The organism is Ramlibacter sp. PS3R-8, from assembly GCF_037572435.1.
In the GTDB taxonomy this organism is placed as follows: Bacteria; Pseudomonadota; Gammaproteobacteria; order Burkholderiales; family Burkholderiaceae_C; genus Ramlibacter.
This window is the reverse complement of record NZ_JBBHGT010000001.1, coordinates 1351994-1373922: the sequence shown is the minus strand read 5'-3', so window position 1 is coordinate 1373922 and position 21929 is coordinate 1351994. Positions and strand designations below refer to the sequence as shown.

General features: G+C 67.6%; 27 protein-coding genes. 6 read left to right on the top strand and 21 right to left on the bottom strand.

Features of this window, described 5'->3' with window-relative positions; genetic code table 11:
• Positions 1-15: 15 nt before the first annotated feature.
• Complete coding sequence (gene htpG, locus WG902_RS06475; protein ID WP_340059130.1) at positions 16-1926, bottom strand: molecular chaperone HtpG; 1911 nt, start codon at positions 1924-1926, stop codon at positions 16-18.
• 160 nt (positions 1927-2086) lie between these two features.
• Here htpG and WG902_RS06470 point away from each other — a divergent pair, with 160 nt between their 5' ends.
• Positions 2087-2278 (top strand): hypothetical protein, encoded by a 192-nt coding sequence (locus WG902_RS06470; RefSeq protein ID WP_340059129.1) that lies wholly within the window; start codon positions 2087-2089, stop codon positions 2276-2278.
• A 70-nt stretch (positions 2279-2348) separates the two neighbouring features.
• Here the strand turns inward: WG902_RS06470 and WG902_RS06465 are convergent, their stop codons facing one another.
• The 3 genes from WG902_RS06465 to WG902_RS06455 all read right to left on the bottom strand — a co-directional run bounded on the left by WG902_RS06465 (position 2349) and on the right by WG902_RS06455 (position 4820).
• A complete protein-coding gene (locus WG902_RS06465) occupies positions 2349-2639 on the bottom strand; it encodes a DUF4148 domain-containing protein (RefSeq protein WP_340059128.1) in 291 nt (96 codons plus the stop codon).
• A 145-nt stretch (positions 2640-2784) separates the two neighbouring features.
• Positions 2785-4140 carry a sensor histidine kinase gene (locus WG902_RS06460; RefSeq protein ID WP_340059127.1) on the bottom strand — a complete coding sequence of 452 codons (1356 nt, stop codon included), beginning with the start codon at positions 4138-4140 and terminating at the stop codon, positions 2785-2787.
• Positions 4137-4820 (bottom strand): response regulator transcription factor, encoded by a 684-nt coding sequence (locus tag WG902_RS06455; protein WP_340059452.1) that lies wholly within the window; start codon positions 4818-4820, stop codon positions 4137-4139. The genes WG902_RS06460 and WG902_RS06455 overlap by 4 nt, the downstream gene beginning before the upstream one ends.
• A gap of 346 nt (positions 4821-5166) precedes the next feature.
• Between WG902_RS06455 and WG902_RS06450 the strand changes: the two genes are divergently transcribed.
• The 5 genes from WG902_RS06450 (at position 5167) to WG902_RS06430 (ending at position 9913) form a co-directional block, all read left to right on the top strand.
• Positions 5167-5640: a spore coat protein U domain-containing protein gene (locus WG902_RS06450; protein WP_340059126.1), complete on the top strand. Its 474-nt coding sequence runs from the start codon at positions 5167-5169 to the stop codon at positions 5638-5640.
• 70 nt (positions 5641-5710) lie between these two features.
• Positions 5711-6220, top strand: a complete 510-nt coding sequence (locus tag WG902_RS06445) for a spore coat protein U domain-containing protein (protein ID WP_340059125.1) — start codon at positions 5711-5713, stop codon at positions 6218-6220.
• 31 nt (positions 6221-6251) lie between these two features.
• Positions 6252-7001 (top strand): fimbrial biogenesis chaperone, encoded by a 750-nt coding sequence (locus tag WG902_RS06440; RefSeq protein ID WP_340059124.1) that lies wholly within the window; start codon positions 6252-6254, stop codon positions 6999-7001.
• Complete coding sequence (locus WG902_RS06435; protein WP_340059123.1) at positions 6976-9441, top strand: fimbria/pilus outer membrane usher protein; 2466 nt, start codon at positions 6976-6978, stop codon at positions 9439-9441. The genes WG902_RS06440 and WG902_RS06435 overlap by 26 nt, the downstream gene beginning before the upstream one ends.
• Complete coding sequence (locus tag WG902_RS06430) at positions 9434-9913, top strand: Csu type fimbrial protein (protein WP_340059122.1); 480 nt, start codon at positions 9434-9436, stop codon at positions 9911-9913. Before WG902_RS06435 ends, WG902_RS06430 begins: the two co-directional genes overlap by 8 nt.
• Positions 9914-9946: 33 nt before the next feature.
• On the opposite strand, the gene WG902_RS06425 is transcribed toward WG902_RS06430, so the two are convergent.
• From WG902_RS06425 to flgC, 17 genes are all read right to left on the bottom strand, one after another.
• Positions 9947-10321: a DUF805 domain-containing protein gene (locus WG902_RS06425; RefSeq protein WP_340059121.1), complete on the bottom strand. Its 375-nt coding sequence runs from the start codon at positions 10319-10321 to the stop codon at positions 9947-9949.
• A gap of 61 nt (positions 10322-10382) precedes the next feature.
• Positions 10383-11531: a tetratricopeptide repeat protein gene (locus WG902_RS06420; RefSeq protein WP_340059120.1), complete on the bottom strand. Its 1149-nt coding sequence runs from the start codon at positions 11529-11531 to the stop codon at positions 10383-10385.
• A 14-nt stretch (positions 11532-11545) separates the two neighbouring features.
• The gene (locus tag WG902_RS06415) at positions 11546-12307 is read right to left on the bottom strand and encodes a sigma-70 family RNA polymerase sigma factor (RefSeq protein WP_340059119.1); all 762 of its coding nucleotides are present in this window, start codon (positions 12305-12307) and stop codon (positions 11546-11548) included.
• 7 nt (positions 12308-12314) lie between these two features.
• The gene (fliP, locus tag WG902_RS06410) at positions 12315-13034 is read right to left on the bottom strand and encodes a flagellar type III secretion system pore protein FliP (RefSeq protein WP_340059118.1); all 720 of its coding nucleotides are present in this window, start codon (positions 13032-13034) and stop codon (positions 12315-12317) included.
• Positions 13031-13246, bottom strand: coding sequence for a flagellar biosynthetic protein FliO (locus WG902_RS06405; protein ID WP_340059117.1), 216 nt, complete (start codon positions 13244-13246; stop codon positions 13031-13033). The genes fliP and WG902_RS06405 overlap by 4 nt, the downstream gene beginning before the upstream one ends.
• Before the next feature lie 28 nt (positions 13247-13274).
• On the bottom strand, positions 13275-13631 hold the full coding sequence (locus tag WG902_RS06400) for a FliM/FliN family flagellar motor switch protein (RefSeq protein WP_340059116.1): 357 nt from the start codon (positions 13629-13631) through the stop codon (positions 13275-13277).
• Between the two features lie 20 nt (positions 13632-13651).
• Complete coding sequence (locus WG902_RS06395) at positions 13652-14398, bottom strand: hypothetical protein (RefSeq protein ID WP_340059115.1); 747 nt, start codon at positions 14396-14398, stop codon at positions 13652-13654.
• Positions 14395-15570, bottom strand: coding sequence for a flagellar hook protein FlgE (locus WG902_RS06390; RefSeq protein WP_340059114.1), 1176 nt, complete (start codon positions 15568-15570; stop codon positions 14395-14397). Before WG902_RS06390 ends, WG902_RS06395 begins: the two co-directional genes overlap by 4 nt.
• A gap of 14 nt (positions 15571-15584) precedes the next feature.
• The gene (locus tag WG902_RS06385) at positions 15585-15986 is read right to left on the bottom strand and encodes a flagellar hook assembly protein FlgD (RefSeq protein ID WP_340059113.1); all 402 of its coding nucleotides are present in this window, start codon (positions 15984-15986) and stop codon (positions 15585-15587) included.
• Positions 15983-16693 carry a hypothetical protein gene (locus WG902_RS06380; RefSeq protein ID WP_340059112.1) on the bottom strand — a complete coding sequence of 237 codons (711 nt, stop codon included), beginning with the start codon at positions 16691-16693 and terminating at the stop codon, positions 15983-15985. Before WG902_RS06380 ends, WG902_RS06385 begins: the two co-directional genes overlap by 4 nt.
• Positions 16690-17169 carry a hypothetical protein gene (locus WG902_RS06375; RefSeq protein WP_340059111.1) on the bottom strand — a complete coding sequence of 160 codons (480 nt, stop codon included), beginning with the start codon at positions 17167-17169 and terminating at the stop codon, positions 16690-16692. Before WG902_RS06375 ends, WG902_RS06380 begins: the two co-directional genes overlap by 4 nt.
• Positions 17166-18488 (bottom strand): FliI/YscN family ATPase, encoded by a 1323-nt coding sequence (locus WG902_RS06370; RefSeq protein WP_340059451.1) that lies wholly within the window; start codon positions 18486-18488, stop codon positions 17166-17168. Before WG902_RS06370 ends, WG902_RS06375 begins: the two co-directional genes overlap by 4 nt.
• A 5-nt stretch (positions 18489-18493) precedes the next feature.
• Complete coding sequence (locus WG902_RS06365) at positions 18494-19219, bottom strand: FliH/SctL family protein (protein WP_340059110.1); 726 nt, start codon at positions 19217-19219, stop codon at positions 18494-18496.
• The gene (locus tag WG902_RS06360) at positions 19219-19755 is read right to left on the bottom strand and encodes a hypothetical protein (protein WP_340059109.1); all 537 of its coding nucleotides are present in this window, start codon (positions 19753-19755) and stop codon (positions 19219-19221) included. Before WG902_RS06360 ends, WG902_RS06365 begins: the two co-directional genes overlap by 1 nt.
• Positions 19752-21185, bottom strand: coding sequence for a flagellar basal-body MS-ring/collar protein FliF (gene fliF / locus WG902_RS06355; protein WP_340059108.1), 1434 nt, complete (start codon positions 21183-21185; stop codon positions 19752-19754). The genes WG902_RS06360 and fliF overlap by 4 nt, the downstream gene beginning before the upstream one ends.
• Before the next feature lie 9 nt (positions 21186-21194).
• The gene (gene fliE / locus WG902_RS06350; protein WP_340059107.1) at positions 21195-21506 is read right to left on the bottom strand and encodes a flagellar hook-basal body complex protein FliE; all 312 of its coding nucleotides are present in this window, start codon (positions 21504-21506) and stop codon (positions 21195-21197) included.
• Positions 21503-21928 carry a flagellar basal body rod protein FlgC gene (gene flgC / locus WG902_RS06345; RefSeq protein ID WP_340059106.1) on the bottom strand — a complete coding sequence of 142 codons (426 nt, stop codon included), beginning with the start codon at positions 21926-21928 and terminating at the stop codon, positions 21503-21505. The genes fliE and flgC overlap by 4 nt, the downstream gene beginning before the upstream one ends.
• Position 21929: the final 1 nt, after the last annotated feature.

The following is a 21929-nucleotide window of genomic DNA, read 5'->3' as shown; positions in this document are numbered from 1 at the left end:
GGCGCACCCCGACGCTCAAGCTAGCAACGCGTTGACCCGCTTCACATAGGCTGCCGGGTCTTCCGGCAGCCCGCCTTCGGCCAGCAGCGCCTGGTCGAACAGGATGTGCGCCAGGTCATGGAAGTTCGGCGACGACGCGAGCTTTTGCACCAGCGGATGGCTGGCATTCACTTCCAGCACCGGCTTGGCGTCGGGCGCCTTCTGGCCGGCTTGCTTCAAGAGCCGCGCAAGCTGCAGGCTCACGCCGCCTTCCGTCACCACCAGGCACGCGGGTGAATCGACCAGCCGCGTGGTGACGCGCACGTCCTGCGCCTTGTCCTTCAGCGCTTCCTTCAGGCGCGCGAGCACGGGCTTGAAGGTCTCCGCCGCTTCTTCGGCCGCTTTCTTCTCGTCCTCGTCCTGCAATTTGCCCAGGTCCACCTGGCCCTTGGCCACGGATTGCAGCGGCGTGCCGTCGAACTCCTGCAGGTAGTTCAGCGCCCACTCGTCCACGCGGTCCGTCATGAACAACACCTCGAGGCCCTTCTTGCGGAAGATTTCCAGCTGCGGGCTGTTCGCCGCTGCGGCCTGGGTGTCGCCGGTGATGTAGTAGATGGCCTCCTGGCCCTCCTTCATGCGGGCCTTGTAGTCGGCCAGCGAGACGCTTGCGGCGTCGCTGGTCGTCGAGGCAAAGCGCAGCAACTTCGCAATGCGTTCGCGATGGGTGAAATCCTCGCCCAGCCCTTCCTTGAGCACGGCGCCGAACTCACCGTGGAAGGTGGCGAACTTCGCCTTGTCCTCGTCGCTCGCGCCTTCTTCCTTTTCCGCCTTGGCCAGGTCCTCGAGCATCGACAGCACGCGGCGGGTGTTGCCTTCGCGGATGGCCTTCACATCGCGGCTTTCCTGCAGCAGCTCCCGGCTGACGTTCAGCGGCAGGTCGGCGGAGTCGACGACGCCCTTGACGAAGCGCAGGTACGAAGGCAGCAGCGCTTCGGCGTCGTCCATGATGAACACGCGCTTGACGTACAGCTTCACGCCTGCGGCCTTCTCGCGGTTCCACAGGTCGAAGGGCGCGTGCGCGGGGATGTAGAGCAGCTGCGTGTACTCGGTGCTGCCTTCCACGCGGTTGTGGCTCCAGGCAAGCGGATCCTCGTAGTCGTGGCTGACGGCCTTGTAGAACTCCTTGTATTGCTCGGGCGTCACGTCCTTTTTCGCGCGTGCCCACAGGGCCGTCGCCTGGTTGACGGTCTCCCACTCCTCGGAGAGCACATGGTCGCCCGGCTGGCCGTCGGCGCCATCCTTCCATTCCTCCTTGCGCATCAGGATCGGCAGCGAGATGTGGTCGGAGTAGCGGCCGATGATCGACTTGAGCTTCCAGGTGGACAGGTAGTCGAGCGCATCGTCGCGCAGGTGCAGCGTGACGCTGGTGCCGCGCTGCGGCAGGGTGACCGCCTCCACCTCGAAGTCGCCGGCGCCGCCGCTCACCCAGCGCACGCCCTCCTCGGGTGGAAGCCCGGCACGCCGCGATTCGACCGTGATGCGGTCGGCCACGATGAACCCCGAGTAGAAACCGACGCCGAACTGGCCGATCAGCTGGGCGTCGGCCTTCTGGTCGCCGGACAGCCGGTTCATGAATTCGCGCGTGCCGCTCTTGGCAATGGTGCCGAGGTTGTCGATCGCCTCCTGCCGCGACAGACCGACGCCATTGTCGGAAATCGTGAGGGTGCGCGCCTCCTTGTCGAAGCTCACGCGCACTTCGAGGTTGGGTGCGTCCTCGTACAGCGACGGGTCGTTCAACGCCTCGAAGCGCAGCTTGTCGCAGGCGTCGGAGGCGTTCGAGATCAATTCGCGAAGGAAGATCTCCTTGTTGGAATACAGCGAGTGGGTGACGAGGTGCAGCAGCTGCGCGACCTCGGCCTGGAAGGAGAGCGTCTGTTTCTGGGCCATGGTGTTGTTTCTTGCGCGAGCACGAGCTGAGGGCAGCGCGTGAACTTTTCAAGGTCGGTGATGCTAGCGCACCCCTTGCGTGAACTATTCGACGTTTCCTGCCGAGTTAGCTTGCTCGGGGTTGCCAAGGGCATGCAACGAATGGTTACAGTGCAATCCTATGAGGATCGAGCTGCCTTCCACCACCTGGGCCGATTCCGCGCATCGCGCGGAGGACGACGCGCATACGCTGACCGTGGCGCCGCTGCTTGCGCCGCATTGGCCGGGCGACACCTGGACGAACGACACGGCAGCCACCCTGCATACCCAGGTCAGCACCGACGCGCCGGTCACGCTGACACTGACGCTCTGAGCTGACCGCCTGCGCCAAGGAAAAGGGCCGCATCACTGCGGCCCTTCTTGCTTCTCTCAGGAACCGTGGGTCAGAAGCTCGACTCACCCGACGGGATCTTGCCCAGGCGCAGCGCCTGGACGGCTTCGTCACGCACCGCCTTCACGTCCAGCGTGGACTTGGGCAGCGCCGCGACCCGCGAGCCTGCCGGCTCGAGGCTGCGGGTGGCCGGCACGGTCGCCGCTTCGGCCATGACTTCGGCGCGGGTGCGGTTGCCTTCGAACTTCAGGGCGAACTGGGAAGCGTCGGCTTCGTCGGCACGGGCAGCACCCGTGGCGGCGGCGGCGATGGCGAGCGTGGCGAGCAGGAACTTGGCATTCATGATGGGACCTTTTCAGTGAGTGGCGAGGAGTCGGATTCAGCGGTCGGTGCGGAGTCCTCTGTTCCCTGCATCAACCGTGATCTCACTGTAGGTGCCGCTCTTTAGGCGAGCCTTAGCGCTTTCTTAGCCGCGCGTGAGCGGCGCATCAGGCCGGTTCGATGCGCGCGATGAGGCCGCTGCGGTCCTGCCGATTGCGCAGCGTCAACAGCAAGCCGCAGCGTTGCGCCGCGGCTTGCGCGATGGACAGGCCCAGCCCGCTGCCGTTGCTGCCGTTGCCCGGCACGCGGAAGAACCGGTCGAACACGCGGGGCAGCAGCTCCTGGGGGATGCCCGGGCCCGTGTCCACCACTTCGACCGCCATGCGCCCGCCGTCCTGCAGCAGCCGCACGTCCACCACGCCGCCTTCCGGCGTGTAGCGCAACGCGTTCTCGATCAGGTTGTCGAGCAGGCTGCGCAGGTCGGCCTGCGCGCAATGCAGCGTGAGCGCACCCGCTGCCGGCGCCGTCGGCGTCGCCACGATGCCCAGGTCGATGTTGCGCTGGTCGGCCAGGCCGATCAGCGTGTTGATGCTTTCGCGCAGCTGCGACTGCAGGTCGACGATCGCGGGACCGTCGGCGCCGGCCGCCTCCTGCCGCGACAGGCGCAGCAGCTGGTCGACCAGCCGTTGCGCGCGGCGCACGCCGGATTCGAGTTGCGCGAACCGGTCCGCGGACGCCTGGCAGTTCACGTCCTGGCGCATGTTCTCCACCTGCAGGCCGATCGCCGCAATGGGCGTGCGCAGTTCGTGTGCGGCATCCTGGACGAAGCGGCGCTGCGTGGCGAAGGCGTCGCGCAGCCGCCGCAGCAAGCTGTTGAACGAGGCCACCAGCGGCTCGATCTCCTTGGGCACGTGGGCCACCGAAAGCTCGGAAATGTGGTGCTCGTCCTGCTGCGCCGCCTGCCGACCGATGTCCTGCAGCGCACGCGACATGGCGCGCGCCACGCCCCATAGCGCGAGCCCGCACAGCGGCAGCAGCAGCAGCAACGGCGCTACCGCCGCGCCCGCCCGCTCCGCGGCCAGCTTGGCGCGGAAGTGTTCGCTTTGCAGCACCTGCACGTTGGCGTTGCCGCCGGCATCGGCCCGCAGGGTGTAGACGCGCCAGCTGCGTCCATCCTGCCGCACCTCGTGGAAGCCGGCACCGGGCTGCAGCGGCACGCGCACCTCGGGCCACGACGTGACCTGCAGCGTGCCCTGGGTGTCGAAGGTCTGCACGACGTACGCGCCCCGCTTCTCCACGCGCTCCGCGTTCAGCGGCGTCGGCTGGATGGTGCGGTTGTCGCCCAGCGCGGTGGCCAGCTGCTGCATCTGTTCGTCCATGAAGGTGCCGACCATCGTGGCGTAGCTCCAGTAGGAGGCGACCGCGCTGAGCGCGCCGACCAGCAGGAACAGCGGCAGCAGCCACAGCATCAGCGCCCGGCGAATCGAGCACATCGGGCCGTTCGGGAACACGTGCCACTTCATGGCGCGCCTCCGGTGATGGCCGCACCGCCGGCGACGCGCCAGCCCAGCCCCCGCACGTTGCGGATCGCGTCGATTCCCAGCTTGCGACGCATGCCGTGGATCAGGACGTCCACCGCATTGCTGCTCACTTCCTCGCCCCAGCCGTAGATGCGGTTCTCCAGCTGTTCGCGCGAAAGGATGGCGCCCGGGCGTTCCAGCAGCGCGTGCAGCAGCGCGAATTCGCGCGCGGAAAGCTGCGAGCGGTCGCCCTGCACGAGCACCTCGCGGGTGGTCAGGTCCAACTGCACGCTGTCGTTGCCGATGACCGAATGCGCGCTGCCGTCACGCCGCCGGATGATCGCGCGCATGCGGGCGACGAGCTCGCGCATCTCGTAGGGCTTGAGCAGGTAGTCGTCAGCGCCGAGGTCCAGGCCGGCGACGCGATCGTCCAGGCCGTCGCGTGCGGTGAGCACCAGCACCGGCGTGCGGTCACCGCCCGTGCGCGCGTGGCGCAGCACCTCCACGCCGTCGCGCTTGGGCAGGCCGAGGTCCAACAGGACGCAGGCGTAGTCGCCATCGGACCAGGCGCTCTGGGCCAGCAGGCCGTCCTTGACCCAGTCGACGGACCAGCCTTGGCCGGCCAGCGCTTCGCGCAGGCTGTGCCCGATCATTTCGTCGTCTTCCACCAGCAGCACCCGCATGTTGGCCTCTCGTTCACCTTCCAATGCCGTCACCACGGACGATTCGCCGCTGCCAGAAGCGTAGTCCAGAAGACTTAGGCCGACGTGAGCAACAGGCGCCGTTCGATTTACAGAAACATACAACTTCCGTTCGTCGCCGGTGGTTTACCGTCAATCTTCTAACATTTGCTTACTAACGCCCTGGGCCCGCCGCAGTGTGGCAAATTCAACAAGTCCGCCCGTCTATCCTTGGAGATGCCTGACACGGTGGGTTGCGGATGAGGCAACGTGGCCCTACAGTTCATTCACCGCAGCTTAGGCATTCGGCTTAAGCACACATAGCGACACAACGTTAGGAGAAACCCGAATGAACACTTCCATCCGCGCCATCGCCGCCGCCGCCGTTGCACTGGCTGCCTCCACCACTTTCGCCGCCAGCGACACCGCCACCCTGAACGTGACGGCCAGCGTTGCCGCCGTCTGCAAGCTGACGCTGTCCGGCCCCATGGCCTTCGGCGCGCTGGACCCCACCTCGACCGCTGACGCGACCGCCACCGTGACGGCCAGCTACAAGTGCACCAAGGGCACCCCGGTCACCAGCTTCACCGTGAACGGCGTTACCACGGGCACGTACGCCGGCACGATGACGGGCGCCGGCACCACCCCCGACTCCATCGCCTACGCGATCGCCTGGACCAATCCGACCGCTTACACCGGCCTGGGCCTGGGCGCCGTCACCGCCAAGACGGTGAGCCTGGGTGGCACGATCCTGAACGCGAACTTCGTCAACGTGAAGCCCGACACGTACTCCGGTTCCGTCGGCGTCGCCGTCAACTACTAAGCCCCGGTCGCTCCGCTCGCGCCGCCCCGTCAACGGGGCGCGTGGGCGCGTGCGCCTGTGCCACGAGTAAATGACGATGCGCAAGTGTCCATCAACCAGATTGCCGTTGCCGGGGTTGCTTGCAGCCGCCCTGCTTCTCGGCAGCGGCTTGTCGGCACAGGCGGGAACCAGCAGCGGCACCCTGGCGGTGACGGCAACCGTGCTGTCCAAGAACAACTGCAGGTTCGCCACGTCCAGCCTGAACGTTCCCTTCGGCACGATCGATCCCGGCCTCACGTCGAATGCGACGGTGACGGTGACCAGCACCTTCAGGTGCGTCGGCAGCGCGGCGACGGCCGCCTACCTGATCTCCGTGGACGATGGCCTGTGGGCCACCGGCACCAATGCGCGCCGGATGCGCCATGCCACGACCACGACTGAATTCATGCCCTATGCACTGTCGGTCTCGCCGACGACGGGCACCGTTGCTAAGAACGTCGACGAAACGTTCACCATCATCGGCACGGTGTTGCCCGTGGACTACCAGAATCGTCTTTCAGGGGCCTATTCGGATACAGTCGTGCTCACGCTGACGCCTTGAAGTCCCGCGTCGGCGCAAGGAAGCCGCTGCCATGATGTCCATCCGCCCTGCCAGCCGGCGCCTTGCGCACGCTGCCGGCCTCCTGCTGGCCGCCTGCGCTGCCGGCCCCGCGATCGCGTCCGATTTTTCCGTGTCGCCCGTGCGGGTGGAATTGCGCCAGGGCGCCCTGAGCGAAACCATCACCGTGATGAACCATGCGGCCGGGCGTCTGCGGGTGTCCGTGAAACTCATGGAGTGGACGCAGGACGAGCAGGGCAACGACATCTACAAGGAGTCGGGCGACATCGTCTATTTCCCGCGCCAGCTGGAGGTGGAGGCCGAAGGCCGCCGCCTGGTGCGCGTCGGGGCCAAGGCGCCCGCCGGAACGACCGAGCGAACCTACCGGGTGTTCATCGAGGAGCAGCCGGAGCCGTCGGCGGACGGGCGCAACGCGCAGATCGCCGTCTACTTCCGCTTCGGCGTGCCCATCTTCCTGCCACCCGCCGTGCCGCGCATGCAAGCCGATGTCGGCGAGCCGAGCATGGACAAAGGCAAGCTGTCGCTGCAGGTGCGCAACGGCGGCAACCAGCACTTTCGCGTGATTCGGCTCGTCGTCGACGACGGCGCGGGCCACCAGCAGGAAATCGCAGGCTGGTATTCGCTGGCGGGTACGCAGAAGACCTACACCCTGGACATTCCCGCCGACGTCTGCCGCCGGGCGAAGACTCTGAACGTCACCGTCGAAGGAGAAGGCGTGCGCGCCGATCGCAAGCTCGATGTCGATCCCGCGCGCTGCCTCTGAGCGTCCTTCCGGCGGCCACCGGCCGCGGCCAGCCATTCCGTTCCCGCCTGCCGCCGCGCGGCGCGGCACCAGCGCCGCCGCCTGCCTGGTGGCCATCGCCCTAGGCTGCGGCGCGGCGCCCGCCGCGCAGGCCCAGTCGCGGCCGCCGGCCGCGCAAGGCGACGCCGCGCAGCCCGAGCACGCCATCCTGACCCTGCGCACCAACGGTGTGGAACGCGGCGAGTTCACCGTGCTGCGGATTGCGGACGGCGATTTCTGGATCGCCGCTGCGGACCTGCCCAAGCTGCAGATCGCGCCGCGCGAGCAGGCCCTGCGCCAACATGGCGGCGAGACCTGGTACTCCGCCCGCCGCCTGGGGGCCACGTCGGTGCGCTTTGATGAAGGGGACCTGCGGCTGGTGATCGACTTCCGCGCCGACGCGCTGGCCGGCACGCAGGTCGACCTGTCGAACCAGCCCCCTCCGGTGCCCGTCTCGGATGCGGTGAACAGCCTGGTCCTCAGCTACCGCCTGGGCGTGGAAAAACCGTCCGTTGGACCCACGCAGGTGGCGGCCGACACGGACCTGAACGTCCGGGTGGCAGGCATCCTGCTGCGCCAGGAGATGCGGTTCGACTCGGCGCCGGACCGCAAGCGGGCGACGCGCGGCGCGACCCAGGCGATCTGGGACGACCGCAAGAACGCGCGCCGCTACATCGCCGGCGACGTGGTGTCGAGCGCGGGCCCCTATGGCAGCACGATCACCGGGGCCGGGGCGATGGTGGCCAAGGTCTACGACCTGGCGCCGGACCTGGTGCGCCAGCCGACCGCCAACATCCACGCCAGCACGACGCTGCCCGCGGACGTGGAGGTGCAGGTCGACGGCACCACCATCTACCGGGGCCGTGTCGGGCCGGGGCCGATCAGCCTGGACAACCTGCTTCTCAGCGGCGGCACCCGCACCGTGCGCGTGGTGGTGACGGACACCTCTGGCCGCCAGCAGATCATCGAACAGCCCTTCCTCTTCGCCGATACGGTTCTGGCGAAGGGCTTCCACGAGTACAACTACTTCGCCGGCAAGCGCTCGGACATCACGGAGACCAACACCTTCGTCTACCGCGAAAGCGCGTGGCAGGCCTATCACCGCTATGGCGTCAGCGACGATGTGACAGTGTCGGCCGGGGGTGAAGGCAACTCGAATTTCTACAACCTCGGGGCCGGCATCACGCTGCGCAGCGACCGCGCGGGGCTGCTGGCCCTGGACCTGATGCGCAACACGGGCCGGGCCGCCGACAGCGGCGCGTCGGGTTGGTCGGTGCGCTACACCTACCAGGCACCCTTGGGGTCCCTGGTGCTCGGGCGGCGCGAATTCGGCGAGCGGTTCCACAGCTTTGCCAGCGCGCTGGACAATCCCTTTCCGCGCCGCGAGACACGCGTGGGCGTGGCAACGAGCCTGGGGAACCTGAATCTTTCCGCCGACCTGGTGCGCACCGTCAGGGCGTTGGCGACGCAGGACAACCGCTTCGTGCGCGTGTCCACCAATCTCTCGCGCAACCTCAGTGTCTTCGCCGAATACCAGACGACCCGCATCAACGGGTTCAACGGAACAGCCTTCAACATCTACCTTCGCGCCGACCTGGAAAACGACCGCTGGGTCAGCACCTCCGTCCAGACCCAGGCGGGTGGCAGGCGCGACTTCGAGGTGCAGGCCGGCCAGCAACTGCCGGCGGGTGAGGGCTTCGGCTATCGGGTGGGGGCCACCACGAGCTCCGGCAGCGCCGAGTCGTCAACGCGGTCGTCGTTCGTGGCCGCGGACTGGAACTTGCGGCCGGCCAGCGTGAGCATGTTCGCGCAGTCGCCGCTGGGGGGACACGGCGGAACCTATGTGCTGGGACAGGTTTCCGGCGCGCTGGTGGCGCTGGACGGATACTGGGGCATGACGCGGCAGGTCACCGATGGCTTCGCCCTGGTGAAACTGGGCGTGCCCCAGGAGAATGTGGAGATCCTCCTGAACAACCAGCCGCAGGGCCGTACCGATCCCCTGGGCCGGCTCTTCCTGCCACAGGTGGGCTCTTTCGGGCGCCAGGACATCACCATCAACGACAAGGAGCTGGGCATGCAGTACACGATGACCGAACGCAAGCGCACCATTGCACCCAGCTACCGCAGCGGCACCGTCGTCGACTTCGGCGTGCGCAAGGTCAACGCGGTGGCCGGCATGGCCTGGCAAATGGTCGCAGGCGCGCGCAAGCCGATCGCCTCCCGCGCCTGGACGATGGCGGGCGACGCGGGCTCGGTGAACATCGAAACCGGCTCCGCCGGGGACTTCTACCTGGAAAATGCGGAGCCGGGCGTGTACACCGGAACCCTGCGGATCCAGGATCGCTCCTACGTCTGCCGCATGACGGTTCCCGCTTTCCCGGAACCGGTGCACGAACTGAAGGAAGGCCTTGCCTGTGAGTAGGTTGCTGCTGCTGCTGATGCTGTGCCTGGCGCCACTGGCGGCGCCGGCGGCCGTCACCTGCCGGCTGGTCTCCGGCGGCAGCCTGGGATTCGGTTCGTACGACTTCTTCTCGCCTGCGCCGAACGACAGCTTGGCCAACGTGACGGTCAGCTGCAGCCGCGACGGCGGCCCGCAGAACAACACGCTGCTGATGCGCGTGGACCAGGGCTTGAACGGAGCGTCGGTGAACGCGCGGCGGCTCAGGCACACGGGAGGCAGCGGCGACACGCTGGCCTACGGCCTTTACCGGGACGTCGGCCGTACCAACGCGTGGGGCACCACGGACAGCGTCGACACGCTATCGGTGAACCTGTCCATCTCGAACAACAGCACGGCGTTGGCCACGTTCATCATCTACGGGCGCATTCCCGCCGGGCAGGATGTCAGCGCCGGCACCTACCGGGACACGGTAGGTGTGACGCTGATCTATTGAGCAGCGGACGGCACGCGCCGCCCGCGCTGGCGCTCAGACGGCGCCGGGCGGCACCGCGGTGACGTCGCCCGCGACGGCGGGGCCGTCGCCATACACATTGGACGTGGTGCTGGGCTGCACCAGCCAGTAGATCATGATGGCCCAGCCGATCAGCGGGATCAGCCACACCAACTGGAACCAGCCGCTCTTGCCCGTGTCGTGCAGGCGGCGCGCGCCGACGGCCAGCGAGGGCAGCAGCAACGCGAGGTTGGCCAGCAGGCCAAGCATGTCCAGGCCCAACACATTGAACACGACGGCAACCCCGACGCACAGCAGGAAGAACCACCAGTATTCCGAGCGGCCCGCACGCCCGTTGAAGTCGACGTACTTGTCCCGCAGGCAGCGGATGACGGCTGTCTTGAAGTCCATGAAACCTCTCCTCGTTAGTGCGCCGCCATCATACGAAAGTGCGCTGTGAACGCAAGCTTCTTCAGTCCGGGGAGGGCGGCAGGCTGTCGCTCAGGCGGCCGCCGAAGAAACCAGGGCGGTCCAGGAGGCGGTCGGCGAGCGCCCGGATCGACCTGGCGTCGCCCAAGGCGTCGCTGCCCAGGGCACGCACGTACCCCGCAGTGACGCTGCGGCTGTCGAGGCGTTCGGCCACGCGCAGGTAATGCCCGGATTCCGCCGCGCGTCCTTCCAGCAAAAGCACCAGGGCCATCGCCGCATGGCTTTCGCCGAAGTTGCGATCGAGCGCAAGGGCCCGCTCGAATGCGGGACGGGCGGCTGCCAGGTCCTGCAGCAGCAGGCACGCCCAGCCAAGCGCATGCCATGTGCCGATGTGGCCAGGCAGCGTGTGGATGGCGCGTTCGAGGTGTTGTCGCGCCCCCGCGATGTCGCCAGACTGCAAGTTCGCGAGACCGAGTGCCGACCACGTGCGGCCGTCGCGTGGATTGGCTTGCAGCGCCCGCTGCAGCAAGCCCGCCGCCTGGTCCGTTTGCCGGCGCGCCAGCGCCACGTAGGCCGCGGCAACGAAAGCCTCGGCCGTCGGCTGGGGATCGGCGAGGGCTGCCTCGGCGAGCGCAGTGGCCGCCGGAAAGCGCTCGAGATCGATCGCGAGCAGGGCGGCCACGCCCATCGCCCGGCACTGGAGCCGTCGGCTCGCCTGCTGCTGTTCGACCCACTGCCAGGCTTCGGACAGCAGCCCCAGGTGGTGCATGGCGCGCAGCCAGAGGGCCTGCAAGCGCCCGAGCATGTCGGGCTCGATCGCGGGCTCTGCGAGCGCGGTCGCCACGACATCGCGGCAAGCGGCGTGCTGGCCGGCGCACAAATGCACCAGCGCGATGTCATGCAATAGCGCCGCGTGATTGCCGGCGGCGGCCTGCACGCGCGCCAGTACTGCCAGGGCCTCGTCCCACTGGCAGCGCGCCATGGCGACGTGCGCGCGCCGATGCAGCCAGGCAGCCGGTTCCAGGTGGTGCGCCTCGGCGGCCTCGATCGCCTGCAGCGCGGCTTCGTGCTCGCCGGCGGACAGCGCCGCGTCGCACACTTCCGCGAGCAGGTGGGCGTTGGCGGGGTCCTGCGCCAGATAGCCCTGCAATTGCCGCAGCCGGTTGGCGCGCGAGGCCGGAGTCGGTTCCATGGCTTGTGTTTCTCCTAGCAAGACAGATCCCAGTCGGTCGCCGCGCCGAGCATCTTGCGAATGTGCAGCAGGGCCTGTTTGTGGATCTGCGAGATGCGCCCCTTCGTCAACTGCAGGTCGGCGGCTATGCGTTCGAAGGGAACATCCTGCAGGTAATGACTTTTCAGCACGGTGCGCTCCTGTGCCGGCAGCCGGTTGACGGCACGCAGAAGCCTCTCGCGCAACTGCTTGAGCTGCACGCCTTCGTAGAAGTGTGCGGTGCCCGCCGCACCCGGCAATTCGACCATCGCGGTGCCTTCGAGCATCCAGCATACCGCCAGGCCCACGCCCAGCTCCGCCACGAATCGCATCAGCTGCTCCGCAGTCTGCGGCGCGCCGCTCGCCCCCGCCGTTTGCGCGAGCGCGCCGTCGCGCACGTCCTGCAGCCGCTCCACCCTCAGGCGCTGCCGCACGGCGATCTGCTGCTGCTTTTCGGTGAGTTTTTCCAGGCCATTGAGGATGGCTCCGTGCATGCGGCGCGCGGCGAACGTGCGGAACTGCACTCCGCGCGCGGGATCGAATCGCTCCATGGCTTCCAGCAGCCCGACGCAGGCCAGCTGCTGATAGTCACCGAACTCGATTTCATCGTGGAAGCGCTTGGAGAAGTAGGACGCCGCGACAATTTTCGCGTACGGCATGTGGAGTCCCAGCAGGCGCTCACGGGCCTGCACGTCACCCGCGCCGCGCAACTGCCGCCACAGCAGCCCTTCGTCCTCCGAATGCGTCGCGTGCTCCACGCCACCCTCAGTGGAAGGAACCCACCAGCGCCTTCAGGATCAGCGACCAGCCGTCGACGAGGACGAACATGAGCACCTTGAGCGGGAGGGCCACGGTTGTGGGAGGCATCATCATCATGCCCAGCGACATCAGGACCGAGGAGACGACGAGATCGATGAGGAGAAAGGGCAGGAAAACGAGAAAGCCGATCTGGAACGCGGCGCGAAGTTCCGACAGCATGAATGCGGGGATCAGCTGCAAGGTGCCAATGTCCTGCATGCCCTGCGGTGGGCTGGCTCGCGACAGTTCCACGACCAGCGCCAGGTCCTGTTCGCGCGTCTGCCGCACCATGAATTCGCGCAACGGCGCCAGTCCCTTGGCGTAAGCGTCTTCCATGCCGAGGGCACCGCTCATGAACGGCTGGAAAGCGTGGTCATTCAAGTTCGTCAGCACCGGCGACATGGTGAACAAGGTGAAGAACAGCGCCAGCCCGATCAGCACGGGATTGGGAGGTGTCTCCGGCATCCCGATGGCATGCCGCAGCATGGAAAGCACAATGATGATGCGCAGGAAGGAAGTGACGCAGACCAGCAGCGCCGGCAACACGGCGAGCACGCTCAGTCCCAGCACGACGCGGACGGCCTGGGCCGTGTCAGCCGCACCGCGTTCCGCCGAAGCGGCGGCGGCTTGCGGACAGGCGACCACCAGGGCCGCCAGCAGGACCAAGACAAGGCAGCCGGATTTCATGGAAGTTCCTGGGCGCCGCCCTTGCGCTGCGACAGGACGGTCACTTGCTGTGCGGTGCAAGCCAGCAGGAATTCCTCGCCGTGCCACTGCACCACATGAACACTCGCTTGGGGCGTCAGCGCCACGCTGGCCACCCGGGCGGGAACGCCGCGCGTGTCCCGCGGCAGGTGCTTGACCATCGATGCAAGGGCGCCGGTGCTCCGTTGGAGCAACGAGCGCAGGCGCGCGGCGGTTGCCAACTTACAAGCCCAGTGGCAAGGGGAGCTCAGTGATGCGCACCGCGAAGGACCCGTCGACTGCCATCAGCTCGCCTCGGGCCACCACTCGTCCGTCGAGCACCAGGTCGACGGGGTCTTCGATCGTGCGTTCCAAGCGCAGCACTTCCCGCTCACGCGCCGCAAGCAATTCGCCCAGGGTCATGGCCACCGTCCCCACGCGGACCTGCAATTGCACCTTCACGGAATGCAGGGGGTGGATGCCCTGGACCAGCACGGCGCCGCCCGGCGTGGCGCCGTCAGCGTCCTCGAGCTCCAGAGGCTGGGCGCTGAGGGCCGACGCGGCACCGGCGTTCATGAACGATTCGATCATCTGGCTCATGGATTCAACTCCTGTGGACATCAAGCGGACGTAGCAACCAGTTCGACTGCCCGGCAAGCGCCACTGCGTGCGAGGTAGCCATCGAACACCGCGCGACCGCTGGCATCCCGCATGCAGAGCGGTTGGTCCAACGGATGCGGCAAGCGAACCACGTCACCGATTCGCAGCCGCTGGAGCATGGCGAGGTCCAGGTCGCAGTCTGTGAGCCGCGCCTCCACGCGCGTGGGGCAGCGGCTTGCCGACTCCAGGAGCGGGGCCAGCGGGGGCAGCGCGGAGCGGCGCGGACGAACCGGATCCGATGACCGACGCAACGCGTGCGGTACGCAAGTTGCATCGATCAGGAAGCGGGAGTTGCAAGGGAGCGTCGCCACGACAGCCCCGGACCACTTGCCTCGCGGTAAACCCACTTCAAAGGACGCGCCCCGATCCAGCCCGAGCGCCGTTGCCACGCGCCGGCAAGCATCCTGCCTGCAGGCTGTTGCGGCCCCCTGAACGAAGGGCGAGGAGCCGGCGTCGGAACCGAAGAGCAATTGCAGTTCGGCCTGCGCAGCAGGCGACCAGTGCACCCACGCGCCCGCGGCTGCGCCGGTGTCAAGCGGCTGCCATGGCTCGGGACCGACCTCCTCGGCCGCCACGCAGCAAACCCGTGCATCACGAGGCAGGGGGAGTCCCCAAGCCTGGCGCCAGAGAGTCAGTGATTCATGCAACACCGCGCTGACTCCAGAGAGCTCGGCGTCGCGCCAGGCATGCAGCTTGACGAGTTTCACTTGTGCTTCATCCCGAACAGCTCCTGCAACATGTCGTTCGCCGTCGAAATCACTTGCGACGAGGCCTGGTAGCCGCGTTGCATGACCACCAGGCTGCTGAACTCTCGTGACAGGTCCACGTTGGAGATTTCGAGCATCCCCGCGCGAAGGGGCCCGAACCCCGCATCGCCGGCACTGCCGACCGTCCAGGGAATGCCGCTTGCCTCGCGGAACTCGCCTCCGCCTAGTGCCTCGACCGCGTCCAGGCTTTCGAAGCGTCCGAGTGCCAGCCGCGAACCCTTGACTGTCTGGCCATTGCTGTAAGTCGCGACCAGCGTGCCGGCGGCGTCGAACGTCACCTTGGTCAGGCTGCCCGGCGCATAGCCGTCCTGCGACGTCATCGCGAGCGTGGAGAGGTTGCCGGAAGCGAACGATGTCACGTCGGCGCTCAAGTCCAGCGTGAGGGACTGCGCCGTGCCGCCTGCGGGCGCATAGGAGAACGTCAACTTGCTGGTGGCAGGCGTCGGCTCGCCATCCACGAAGACAACCTGGGACGTGCCCACCAGGGTTGCACCGTCGAACACCTCGACTTTCCAGCTGCCGGCAGCCGTTGCGTTGGTGTTGGTGAACTTCACGGAAAGCGCGTGCTCCTGTCCCGACGCATCGAACACCTTCACCGGGCTGACCGTTTGCTCCGTACCGGTGCTCGACAAGTTGCCGGTCAACCGGGCCAGGGAAGTTGCCTTGCCCGGTGAGACCCGCACTCCATCGAGTGTGATCTCCACGCTACGTCCCGCGCTGTCGAGCCCCATCACCTTGCTGCCGTCGATGCGGCTGACGAGCACCCCCTCCCCGTCGAAGCCGAACTGGCCCGCGCGCGTGTAGCGTCTCTGTCCTTGATCGTCTTTCAGGACGAACAGGCCCTCGCCGTCCACGGCGAGATCGAAGTCGTTGCCGGTTTGCCGCAAGTCGCCCTGGCTGAAGTCCAGACGGGTCCCGGCGGTGTCGAGGCCGTATCCGAGCTGCGTGGTGCGCCCGCCAGAGTTGGAGTTCGAATAGAAAAGGTCCGTGAACTGGAGGGTCGAACTCTTGTAGCCGGGCGTGTTGAGGTTCGCGGTGTTGTTGGCGATCGTGCGGAGCCCTTGCTGGTAGCCAAGGAGGCCGGAGACGCCGATGTTGATGGAATCGAGCATGTGTTCTCCTGGGGTTAGCGGACTGAGAGGATCTGGTTCAGGGCGATGTCCTGCAGGACGCTGCCGTCGGGCAGCCGGACAGAGAGCAACGGCGCATCGCCTTGCAGCAACAGCGCCGTGACGACGCCCGCGCTCTGGCCCGACGCCGTCGCCACGTCGACCGTGCGCCCGACCAGTCCCACGGACTGCAGCGCAGCCTGGTTCTCGATGAGCTGCTGCACCTTGTCGTTCAAGCGCTGCGATTGTTCGAGCGACGTGAACTGCGCCATCTGCGCCATGAAAGCCTGGTTGTCCATGAGCTTCAGGGGATCCTGGTAGGTCAGCTGGGTCAGCAGGATCTTCATGAAATCCTGCAGGCCCAGCGACGCATTGGAGCCCGGCGTGGCGGCTGCGGGCGGGACGGGGCCGATGTTCATCGTGATGTCTCCAGGGGTGAGGACGCTCGCGAGCCGGTCGCATACAGGGTTCGCCCGTTGCAGACCACCACGGCCAATGGCGCCAGGTTGGCGTGCTCTGAACGACGCAGCTCCGCAAGGATCGCCGCGGCGCGTGCGGACACGGCAGCCGCGTCGCCATCCGCGCCGATCCAGACGTGCAGGCCGTCGTCGGCGCATTCAACGTGCAGCCGCAGCGTGTCACTCTCCAGCGGCGACTCGCGGGGAACCGCCGGCGTGCGATGCGGCGTTTCCTGCTCGGTTGGTGCGAGACTGGCTGCGAGCCTGCAACCACTTGCGACCGCGGGTTGCGGGGAATGGATACCGGACGGCTCGTTCGGCGTGATGGAAAAGCTCTGGGCCGCTGGTGTGAGCGAAGCAACGGGAATCACACCGGTGCGCTCCACCGCTGACGACTGCCGGGCGACCAGCGCAACGCAAGGGTGCATCACCGCGAAGGAAGCAGCAGGGACCACGTCCATGCCGCGAGCGTCGACAGTTCCTCCAGGCCAACCGCCCGCGTGCTCCTGGGAAAGTCCCGGCCAGGGCGTGGCATGCAACCAGGCACAGGCCTGCGCGCGGCGCCACTCGCGGTTCCACTCCTGCGCATGCGACGCCAAGCCGTTGTGGGCCAGCGCCTGGCGGGCAGGTCCTCCTTCCATACCGACCGCAAGGAAGAATGGATTCATCCCTTGCTCCTGCCCTGCGTGCGCGCAAGCCAATCGAGGTCGGCCTCCCGGCTCTGCCGCCTGGCGGCCAGCGCAACGTGGGCGCGCAGCTCCTGGTCCTGCAGGCGCTGTACGACGGCCAGCTTGCGATCCCGCTCGACACATTCGTTCAACGCATCGCTCACCTTGCGCTCGGCCATTCGCGCCGACGTCTCGCGGACGCTGCGTTGCTGCGCAAGATGCATGAGATGAAACAGTGCGTGGCGGTGCGTGCGCGCATCGAGCGTGCCTGACAGGGCCGCGGCAGCCGCGGCGGCAGCAACCGCCTCGCGCTCCTGCAGCGCAAGCACCTCTTCTGCCAACGCGACGGCCTCGATCTTCCTCGCCCCGAGCGAACTCCTGGCGGCTTGCAGCTGCGCATCCAGCATCTTCTGCAGCGGTGCGAGGCAGGACCGGAACAATCGAATATCGACCCCGCGCGGCATGCGTGCATTCATGACGTCCTCCCCGGCTTGAGCAGCTGCGAGAGCTGCCGCATGGCCTCGTCGCGCGGCGTGCCCCCGGCATCCTGCCGCAGCCATTTGGACAGCGCGGACTCCAGCGCCAGTGCGGCATCCAGTTCTGGATTGCTCCCCTTCACATAGGCGCCGAGTTCCACCAGTTGCCGATTGCGATCAAGCACGGAGAGGTGGCGCAAGGCTTGCACGGCCAGCGCCCGCTGCGGTGCGTCGACCAGGTCTGACATGACGCGGCTGGCACTGCGCAGGACATCGATGGCGGGATAGTGGCCTTGCTGCGCCAGGTCGCGAGATAGCACCACGTGCCCGTCGAGGATGGCGCGCAGGTTGTCGGCGATCGGCTCATTGAGGTCGTCACCCTCCACCAGGACCGTGAACAACGCAGTCACCGAACCCCCGGAAGGCGAGGTGCCGCATCGCTCGCAGATCTGCGGCAGCTCCGCGAACACCGATGGTGTATAGCCTCTCGCCGTCGCAGGCTCGCCCGCCGCCAATCCGACCTCGCGCCGCGCCATTGCCAGGCGGGTGATGGAGTCCATCGTCAGCAACACCGACTGGCCTCTTTCCGCGAAGTAGCGGGAAATCGCCACTGCGGCGTGGGCTGCACGGATGCGGCAAAGCGCCGGCTGCTCCGAGGTCGCAACGAGCACCACGGAACGCGCGAGTCCTTCGGGGCCGAGCTGGTCTTCGACGAACTCCCGGACCTCCCGTCCCCGCTCGCCGATCATTGCGACGACGTTGATGTCCGCCTGGGCTTGCCGCGCGATGGCCCCGAGCAGGCTGCTCTTGCCGACGCCGCTGCCGGCGAAGATGCCGACCCGCTGCCCGGCGCCGAGCGTAAGCAGGCCGTCGATGGCGCGAATGCCGGTCTCAAGAATCCGCGCGATGCGCGGGCGCTGCATCGGACTTGCCGCAGCGGGGTAGAGGGTGCACCGTCCCGGGGGCGCGGGCGGCGGCAGCCCGTCGAGCGGGTCGCCGAACCCGTCGATGACTCGGCCGAGGAGTTGAGGACCGACGCGCACTTCCGCCTTGCGGCCGAGCGCGACCACCCGCGCACCGGCGCCCATGCCTCGCAGCGGCTCGTACGGCATCAGGAGCACCCGGGTCCCCTCGACGCCCACCACCTCCGCACGCAAGGGCGCGATGTTGCCGTCATCGCGGGCGAACACGTGGCACATCTCACCGAGCTCCGACCGGGGCCCCTCTGCTTCGATGGCCAGTCCCTGCATCCGGCGTACCCAGCCGATGCGTTGTCCGAACTCGCTTTTGCGCAGGAAAGATTGGTAGTGGTCCGTCATGGCGTTCACGGCGTTCCTCCCGCACCGGCGCTGGCTTGCTCCGCGCGCGCCTCACGGGCCATCAGCAGGGCTGCCTTGCACCCCGCCAGCAGGGTTTCCAACCTCGCATCCAGTCCTCCCGAGCCGGATTCGAGGATGCTGCCGCCCAGTGCGACCTCGGGATCGCCGCGCCAGGCAATGGACTGGCCAGGTGCGCCGGCGACTCCTGCCCGATCCAGCAGTGCCGCATCGGCAGGATGCACGCGCAGCAGCAGTCGCGGCGCGTCACCCGCCGCGGCCATCGCCTGGACAAGTGCTGCGCGCACGCTTTCGGGATGGAACGCCACCTCGCCGACGATCCGGCAGATGGCCTGGTAGCACAGGGCGATGAGGTCGTCTTCCACCAGCGAGGACGCCTGCGCCCACATTCCGTCCCATGACCGCGCAAGGGCCAGCAGCCTGGCTCTCTCCTCCACCAGTGCCGCAGTTGCGCTGGTCACGGCGCGCGTGGCCGCCTCACCCGCTTGCCGCTGCGCTTCTTCCTGGCCGATCCGCAAACCCTCCTCATGGCCACTGGCCAAGCCTTCCGCCCGACCCTGCCGCACACCTTCGGCGAAGCCGGCGCTCGCTGCATCCCGCAACGTCTGCTCCGCCCTCGCGCCTGCATCGCCATGGTCAGCGACGACGGGCGCGCGGCGCAGCCGCAGCGGCACCGCATCGACCGGCATCCCGCGGAACACGGCGTCGTCCATCAGCCGTTCTCCCGGCGGAAGATCCGCCATGTCCATCGGCGCAGCAGGTCCCACGGCGAGGACGCGGCATCGACAACGAGCTGGCGCCGGGCTTCAGCGATGACCAGTCTTTCGAGCTCCGGCGCCCGCGAGAGGCTGGCCGCCAGGGTCTCCAGCGAACTCCGATCGCCTCGCGGCAACGTGCGCAGCAGTGGCGCGCGCCAGTCCGGGCGGGCTGCGATCAACCTCGCCGACACCTGCGGCGGCTGCAAACGGAGCCACCGCGCCAGCGAACGAGCGGAGCCCGCCGACAACGCGCTCTCCTGCGCGGAATCGGCTGCGGCCGCGGCGACTGGCGGCTGCGGCAGTGTTGCGTCCCGCAGCAAGGCGGGGTCTGGGGGAATGCCGATGGCTTCCAGCTCGGCGAGCAACGGCTGCAACAGGCTGCGATGGGCGGAGGGTAGCTCGCTCAGCAGCCAGTCCCGATCGACAGGGGACATCGCATGGACGGCCAATGCCGCGCGGCGTTGCGCTAGTGGGTGCGTCGTCACGTTCATCGCCCTGCCCCAGCTTCCGGCTGCACTCCGTCGGCGAGGGCCGGCGAGGATTCGAGCATCCACGACTGCACCTGCGCCAATGTGGCGCGGCGCTCGCGCTCCGTGAGCTGTCGCACCCTGGTGCGGGCCGAAGACCGTTGGCGCCAGGCAAGCGCGGCGGCCGCAAGTCCGGCGAAGGCCAGCAGCCCTGGCATCCAGGCCGGGAAGGTCGCCGGAGCCCCTGTCGCAGAAGGCGCTTCCGCCACGAAGCCGGGTGGGGCCGGTTGCTGCGCCACGCTCACGGCAGCAACGGCCTGCACGACGACGGTGTCGCCGCGTTCGACCGATGCACCGACGGCGGCGGCCACCAGCTTGTGAACCTCCGCTCGCTGCTGCTCCCCGAGCGGCTGGCGTACCAGTGCGACGACGTGGATGCGGCGGATCGCTCCCGCCTGGCTGACGACGTGCTCGGTCCTGCGCCCGGCCTGGTATTCCACGTCGCGCTGCATGCTGTTGCCACGCCCAGCGCGGGCGTCGGTGGCGCGCGCGTCCGGCGTGCCGTTGTCGCGCGCCGACTCGCGCTCGCGGACCAGCACGCCCGCGGGAACGCCACCTGCCCTCGGGTCGGAAGCGGGAACCACGTCCTCGGTTGTCACCCGCACGTGGTCCATGTTGAGCGTGACGTCGACGCTGGCAAGAGCCTGCCCAGGCCCGAACGCCTGGTCGAGCACTGCAGTTGCCTTGCGGGAAAGATAGTTCTCGGTTTCGCGCTTCCACTCCAGCCTTGCGCTGCCGCCGGCGTCCGACTCGGCATCCGAAGATCGGCTCAATGCAACGCCGTGCTGGTCGACGATGGTCACTTCGCCGGCGATCAGCCCAGGGACGGCCGCCGCGACCAGGCGCTGGATCCCGCTCACCTGTTCGCCCCGCAGCGCCTGGCCGGCACGCACGGTGAGCGTGAGCGCAGCCTTCGGACGCGCGGCGTTCTGCTTGAACAGTCCTTGTTCAGGCAGCGCCAGGTGAACCCGGGCATCGCGGATCTCGGGAAAGGACAGGATCGTGCGTGTCAACTCACCCTGGAGCGCGCGTTGGTAATTGATCTTCTGCGCGAAATCGGTCACGCCGAAATCCGTGTTGTTGAACAGCTCCAGGCCGACCGTACCATGCAAGGGAAGATCGCGCCCCATCAGCTTCATGCGCAGCGTATGCACCTCGGCGCGGTCCACCATCACCGTGGCCCCTGCATCCGCAAGCACATAAGTGGCCTTCAACTTGTCCAGCTCTGCCGCCATCACGGCTGCGTCCTGCGGGCGCAAATCCGAGAACAGCACGGCGTAGTCCACTCGCAACGTCCACCAGGCCGCGGCCGCGAGGCTCACCACTGCGGCCAGGAATCCCGCCAGCAGGATCCGCCTGGCTTGCAGGTTCAACGTCATCCACCACGCTTTCATCGGCGGCTCCTAGATCTGCATGCGCATGACATCCTGGTACGCCTCCAGGACGCGATTGCGGACTTGCAAGGCGAACTGCAGCGCGATGCGGCTTTCCTCCAGGCGCACCATCACCTCGTGCAGGTTGGCCACTTCGCCCACGGCCAGGCGCTGCAGATCTCCCTGCACTGCCAGCAATTGGCCGTTCAGTTCCTGCAGGCCCCCGCTGACGCGCGCGGAGAAGCTCGGTCCGGCGGAGACCTCGGCAGCGGATGGCCGACCGACGGAGAGAGGGCCCACCTCGTCGTGGGCGCCGACGCCTTGCAATGCTTCGATGTTCATGATCCGCGCCCGATCTCCAGCGTCTTGAGGGCCAGCGAACGGGTGGTGTTCATGGCGGCAACGTTGGCCTCGTAGGACCGCATTGCGCCCATCAGGGTGACCATCTCCGTCGCCGGATCGACCGGCGCGTACGCAACGAAGCCCTTCGCGTCCGCATGCGGGTGACCGGGTTCATGGACCATCCGTGGCGCCGTCAGCAAAGGCTCCACCGTCACCGCCGGCATGGCCCCCGAGGCCAGGCCATCCGACACCAGGGCGCCGAAATGCGTGAGGCGTGCCACGACGCGCATCGGCTGGAATCCGCTGGCCCCAGGTGCCCGCACCGTGTTCGCGTTCGCGAGATTCACGGCCGAGACGTCCACGCGCGTGCGCTCCACATGCATGCCCGATGCACTGATGGCAAACGCCTGAAGGTAGTCCATG

Excerpts from the sequence above, each read along its gene's own strand:
- htpG (WP_340059130.1), bottom strand. The coding sequence starts at position 1,926 with ATGGCCCAGAAACAGACGCTCTCCTTCCAGGCCGAGGTCGCGCAGCTG.
- WG902_RS06470 (WP_340059129.1), top strand. The coding sequence starts at position 2,087 with ATGAGGATCGAGCTGCCTTCCACCACCTGGGCCGATTCCGCGCATCGC.
- WG902_RS06465 (WP_340059128.1), bottom strand. The coding sequence starts at position 2,639 with ATGAATGCCAAGTTCCTGCTCGCCACGCTCGCCATCGCCGCCGCCGCC.
- WG902_RS06460 (WP_340059127.1), bottom strand. The coding sequence starts at position 4,140 with ATGAAGTGGCACGTGTTCCCGAACGGCCCGATGTGCTCGATTCGCCGG.
- WG902_RS06455 (WP_340059452.1), bottom strand. The coding sequence starts at position 4,820 with ATGCGGGTGCTGCTGGTGGAAGACGACGAAATGATCGGGCACAGCCTG.
- WG902_RS06450 (WP_340059126.1), top strand. The coding sequence starts at position 5,167 with ATGAACACTTCCATCCGCGCCATCGCCGCCGCCGCCGTTGCACTGGCT.
- WG902_RS06445 (WP_340059125.1), top strand. The coding sequence starts at position 5,711 with ATGACGATGCGCAAGTGTCCATCAACCAGATTGCCGTTGCCGGGGTTG.
- WG902_RS06440 (WP_340059124.1), top strand. The coding sequence starts at position 6,252 with ATGATGTCCATCCGCCCTGCCAGCCGGCGCCTTGCGCACGCTGCCGGC.
- WG902_RS06435 (WP_340059123.1), top strand. The coding sequence starts at position 6,976 with ATGTCGATCCCGCGCGCTGCCTCTGAGCGTCCTTCCGGCGGCCACCGG.
- WG902_RS06425 (WP_340059121.1), bottom strand. The coding sequence starts at position 10,321 with ATGGACTTCAAGACAGCCGTCATCCGCTGCCTGCGGGACAAGTACGTC.
- WG902_RS06420 (WP_340059120.1), bottom strand. The coding sequence starts at position 11,531 with ATGGAACCGACTCCGGCCTCGCGCGCCAACCGGCTGCGGCAATTGCAG.
- fliP (WP_340059118.1), bottom strand. The coding sequence starts at position 13,034 with ATGAAATCCGGCTGCCTTGTCTTGGTCCTGCTGGCGGCCCTGGTGGTC.
- WG902_RS06400 (WP_340059116.1), bottom strand. The coding sequence starts at position 13,631 with ATGAGCCAGATGATCGAATCGTTCATGAACGCCGGTGCCGCGTCGGCC.
- WG902_RS06390 (WP_340059114.1), bottom strand. The coding sequence starts at position 15,570 with ATGCTCGATTCCATCAACATCGGCGTCTCCGGCCTCCTTGGCTACCAG.
- WG902_RS06385 (WP_340059113.1), bottom strand. The coding sequence starts at position 15,986 with ATGAACATCGGCCCCGTCCCGCCCGCAGCCGCCACGCCGGGCTCCAAT.
- WG902_RS06380 (WP_340059112.1), bottom strand. The coding sequence starts at position 16,693 with ATGAATCCATTCTTCCTTGCGGTCGGTATGGAAGGAGGACCTGCCCGC.
- WG902_RS06375 (WP_340059111.1), bottom strand. The coding sequence starts at position 17,169 with ATGAATGCACGCATGCCGCGCGGGGTCGATATTCGATTGTTCCGGTCC.
- WG902_RS06370 (WP_340059451.1), bottom strand. The coding sequence starts at position 18,488 with ATGACGGACCACTACCAATCTTTCCTGCGCAAAAGCGAGTTCGGACAA.
- WG902_RS06365 (WP_340059110.1), bottom strand. The coding sequence starts at position 19,219 with ATGGACGACGCCGTGTTCCGCGGGATGCCGGTCGATGCGGTGCCGCTG.
- WG902_RS06360 (WP_340059109.1), bottom strand. The coding sequence starts at position 19,755 with ATGAACGTGACGACGCACCCACTAGCGCAACGCCGCGCGGCATTGGCC.
- fliF (WP_340059108.1), bottom strand. The coding sequence starts at position 21,185 with ATGAAAGCGTGGTGGATGACGTTGAACCTGCAAGCCAGGCGGATCCTG.
- fliE (WP_340059107.1), bottom strand. The coding sequence starts at position 21,506 with ATGAACATCGAAGCATTGCAAGGCGTCGGCGCCCACGACGAGGTGGGC.
- flgC (WP_340059106.1), bottom strand. The coding sequence starts at position 21,928 with ATGGACTACCTTCAGGCGTTTGCCATCAGTGCATCGGGCATGCATGTG.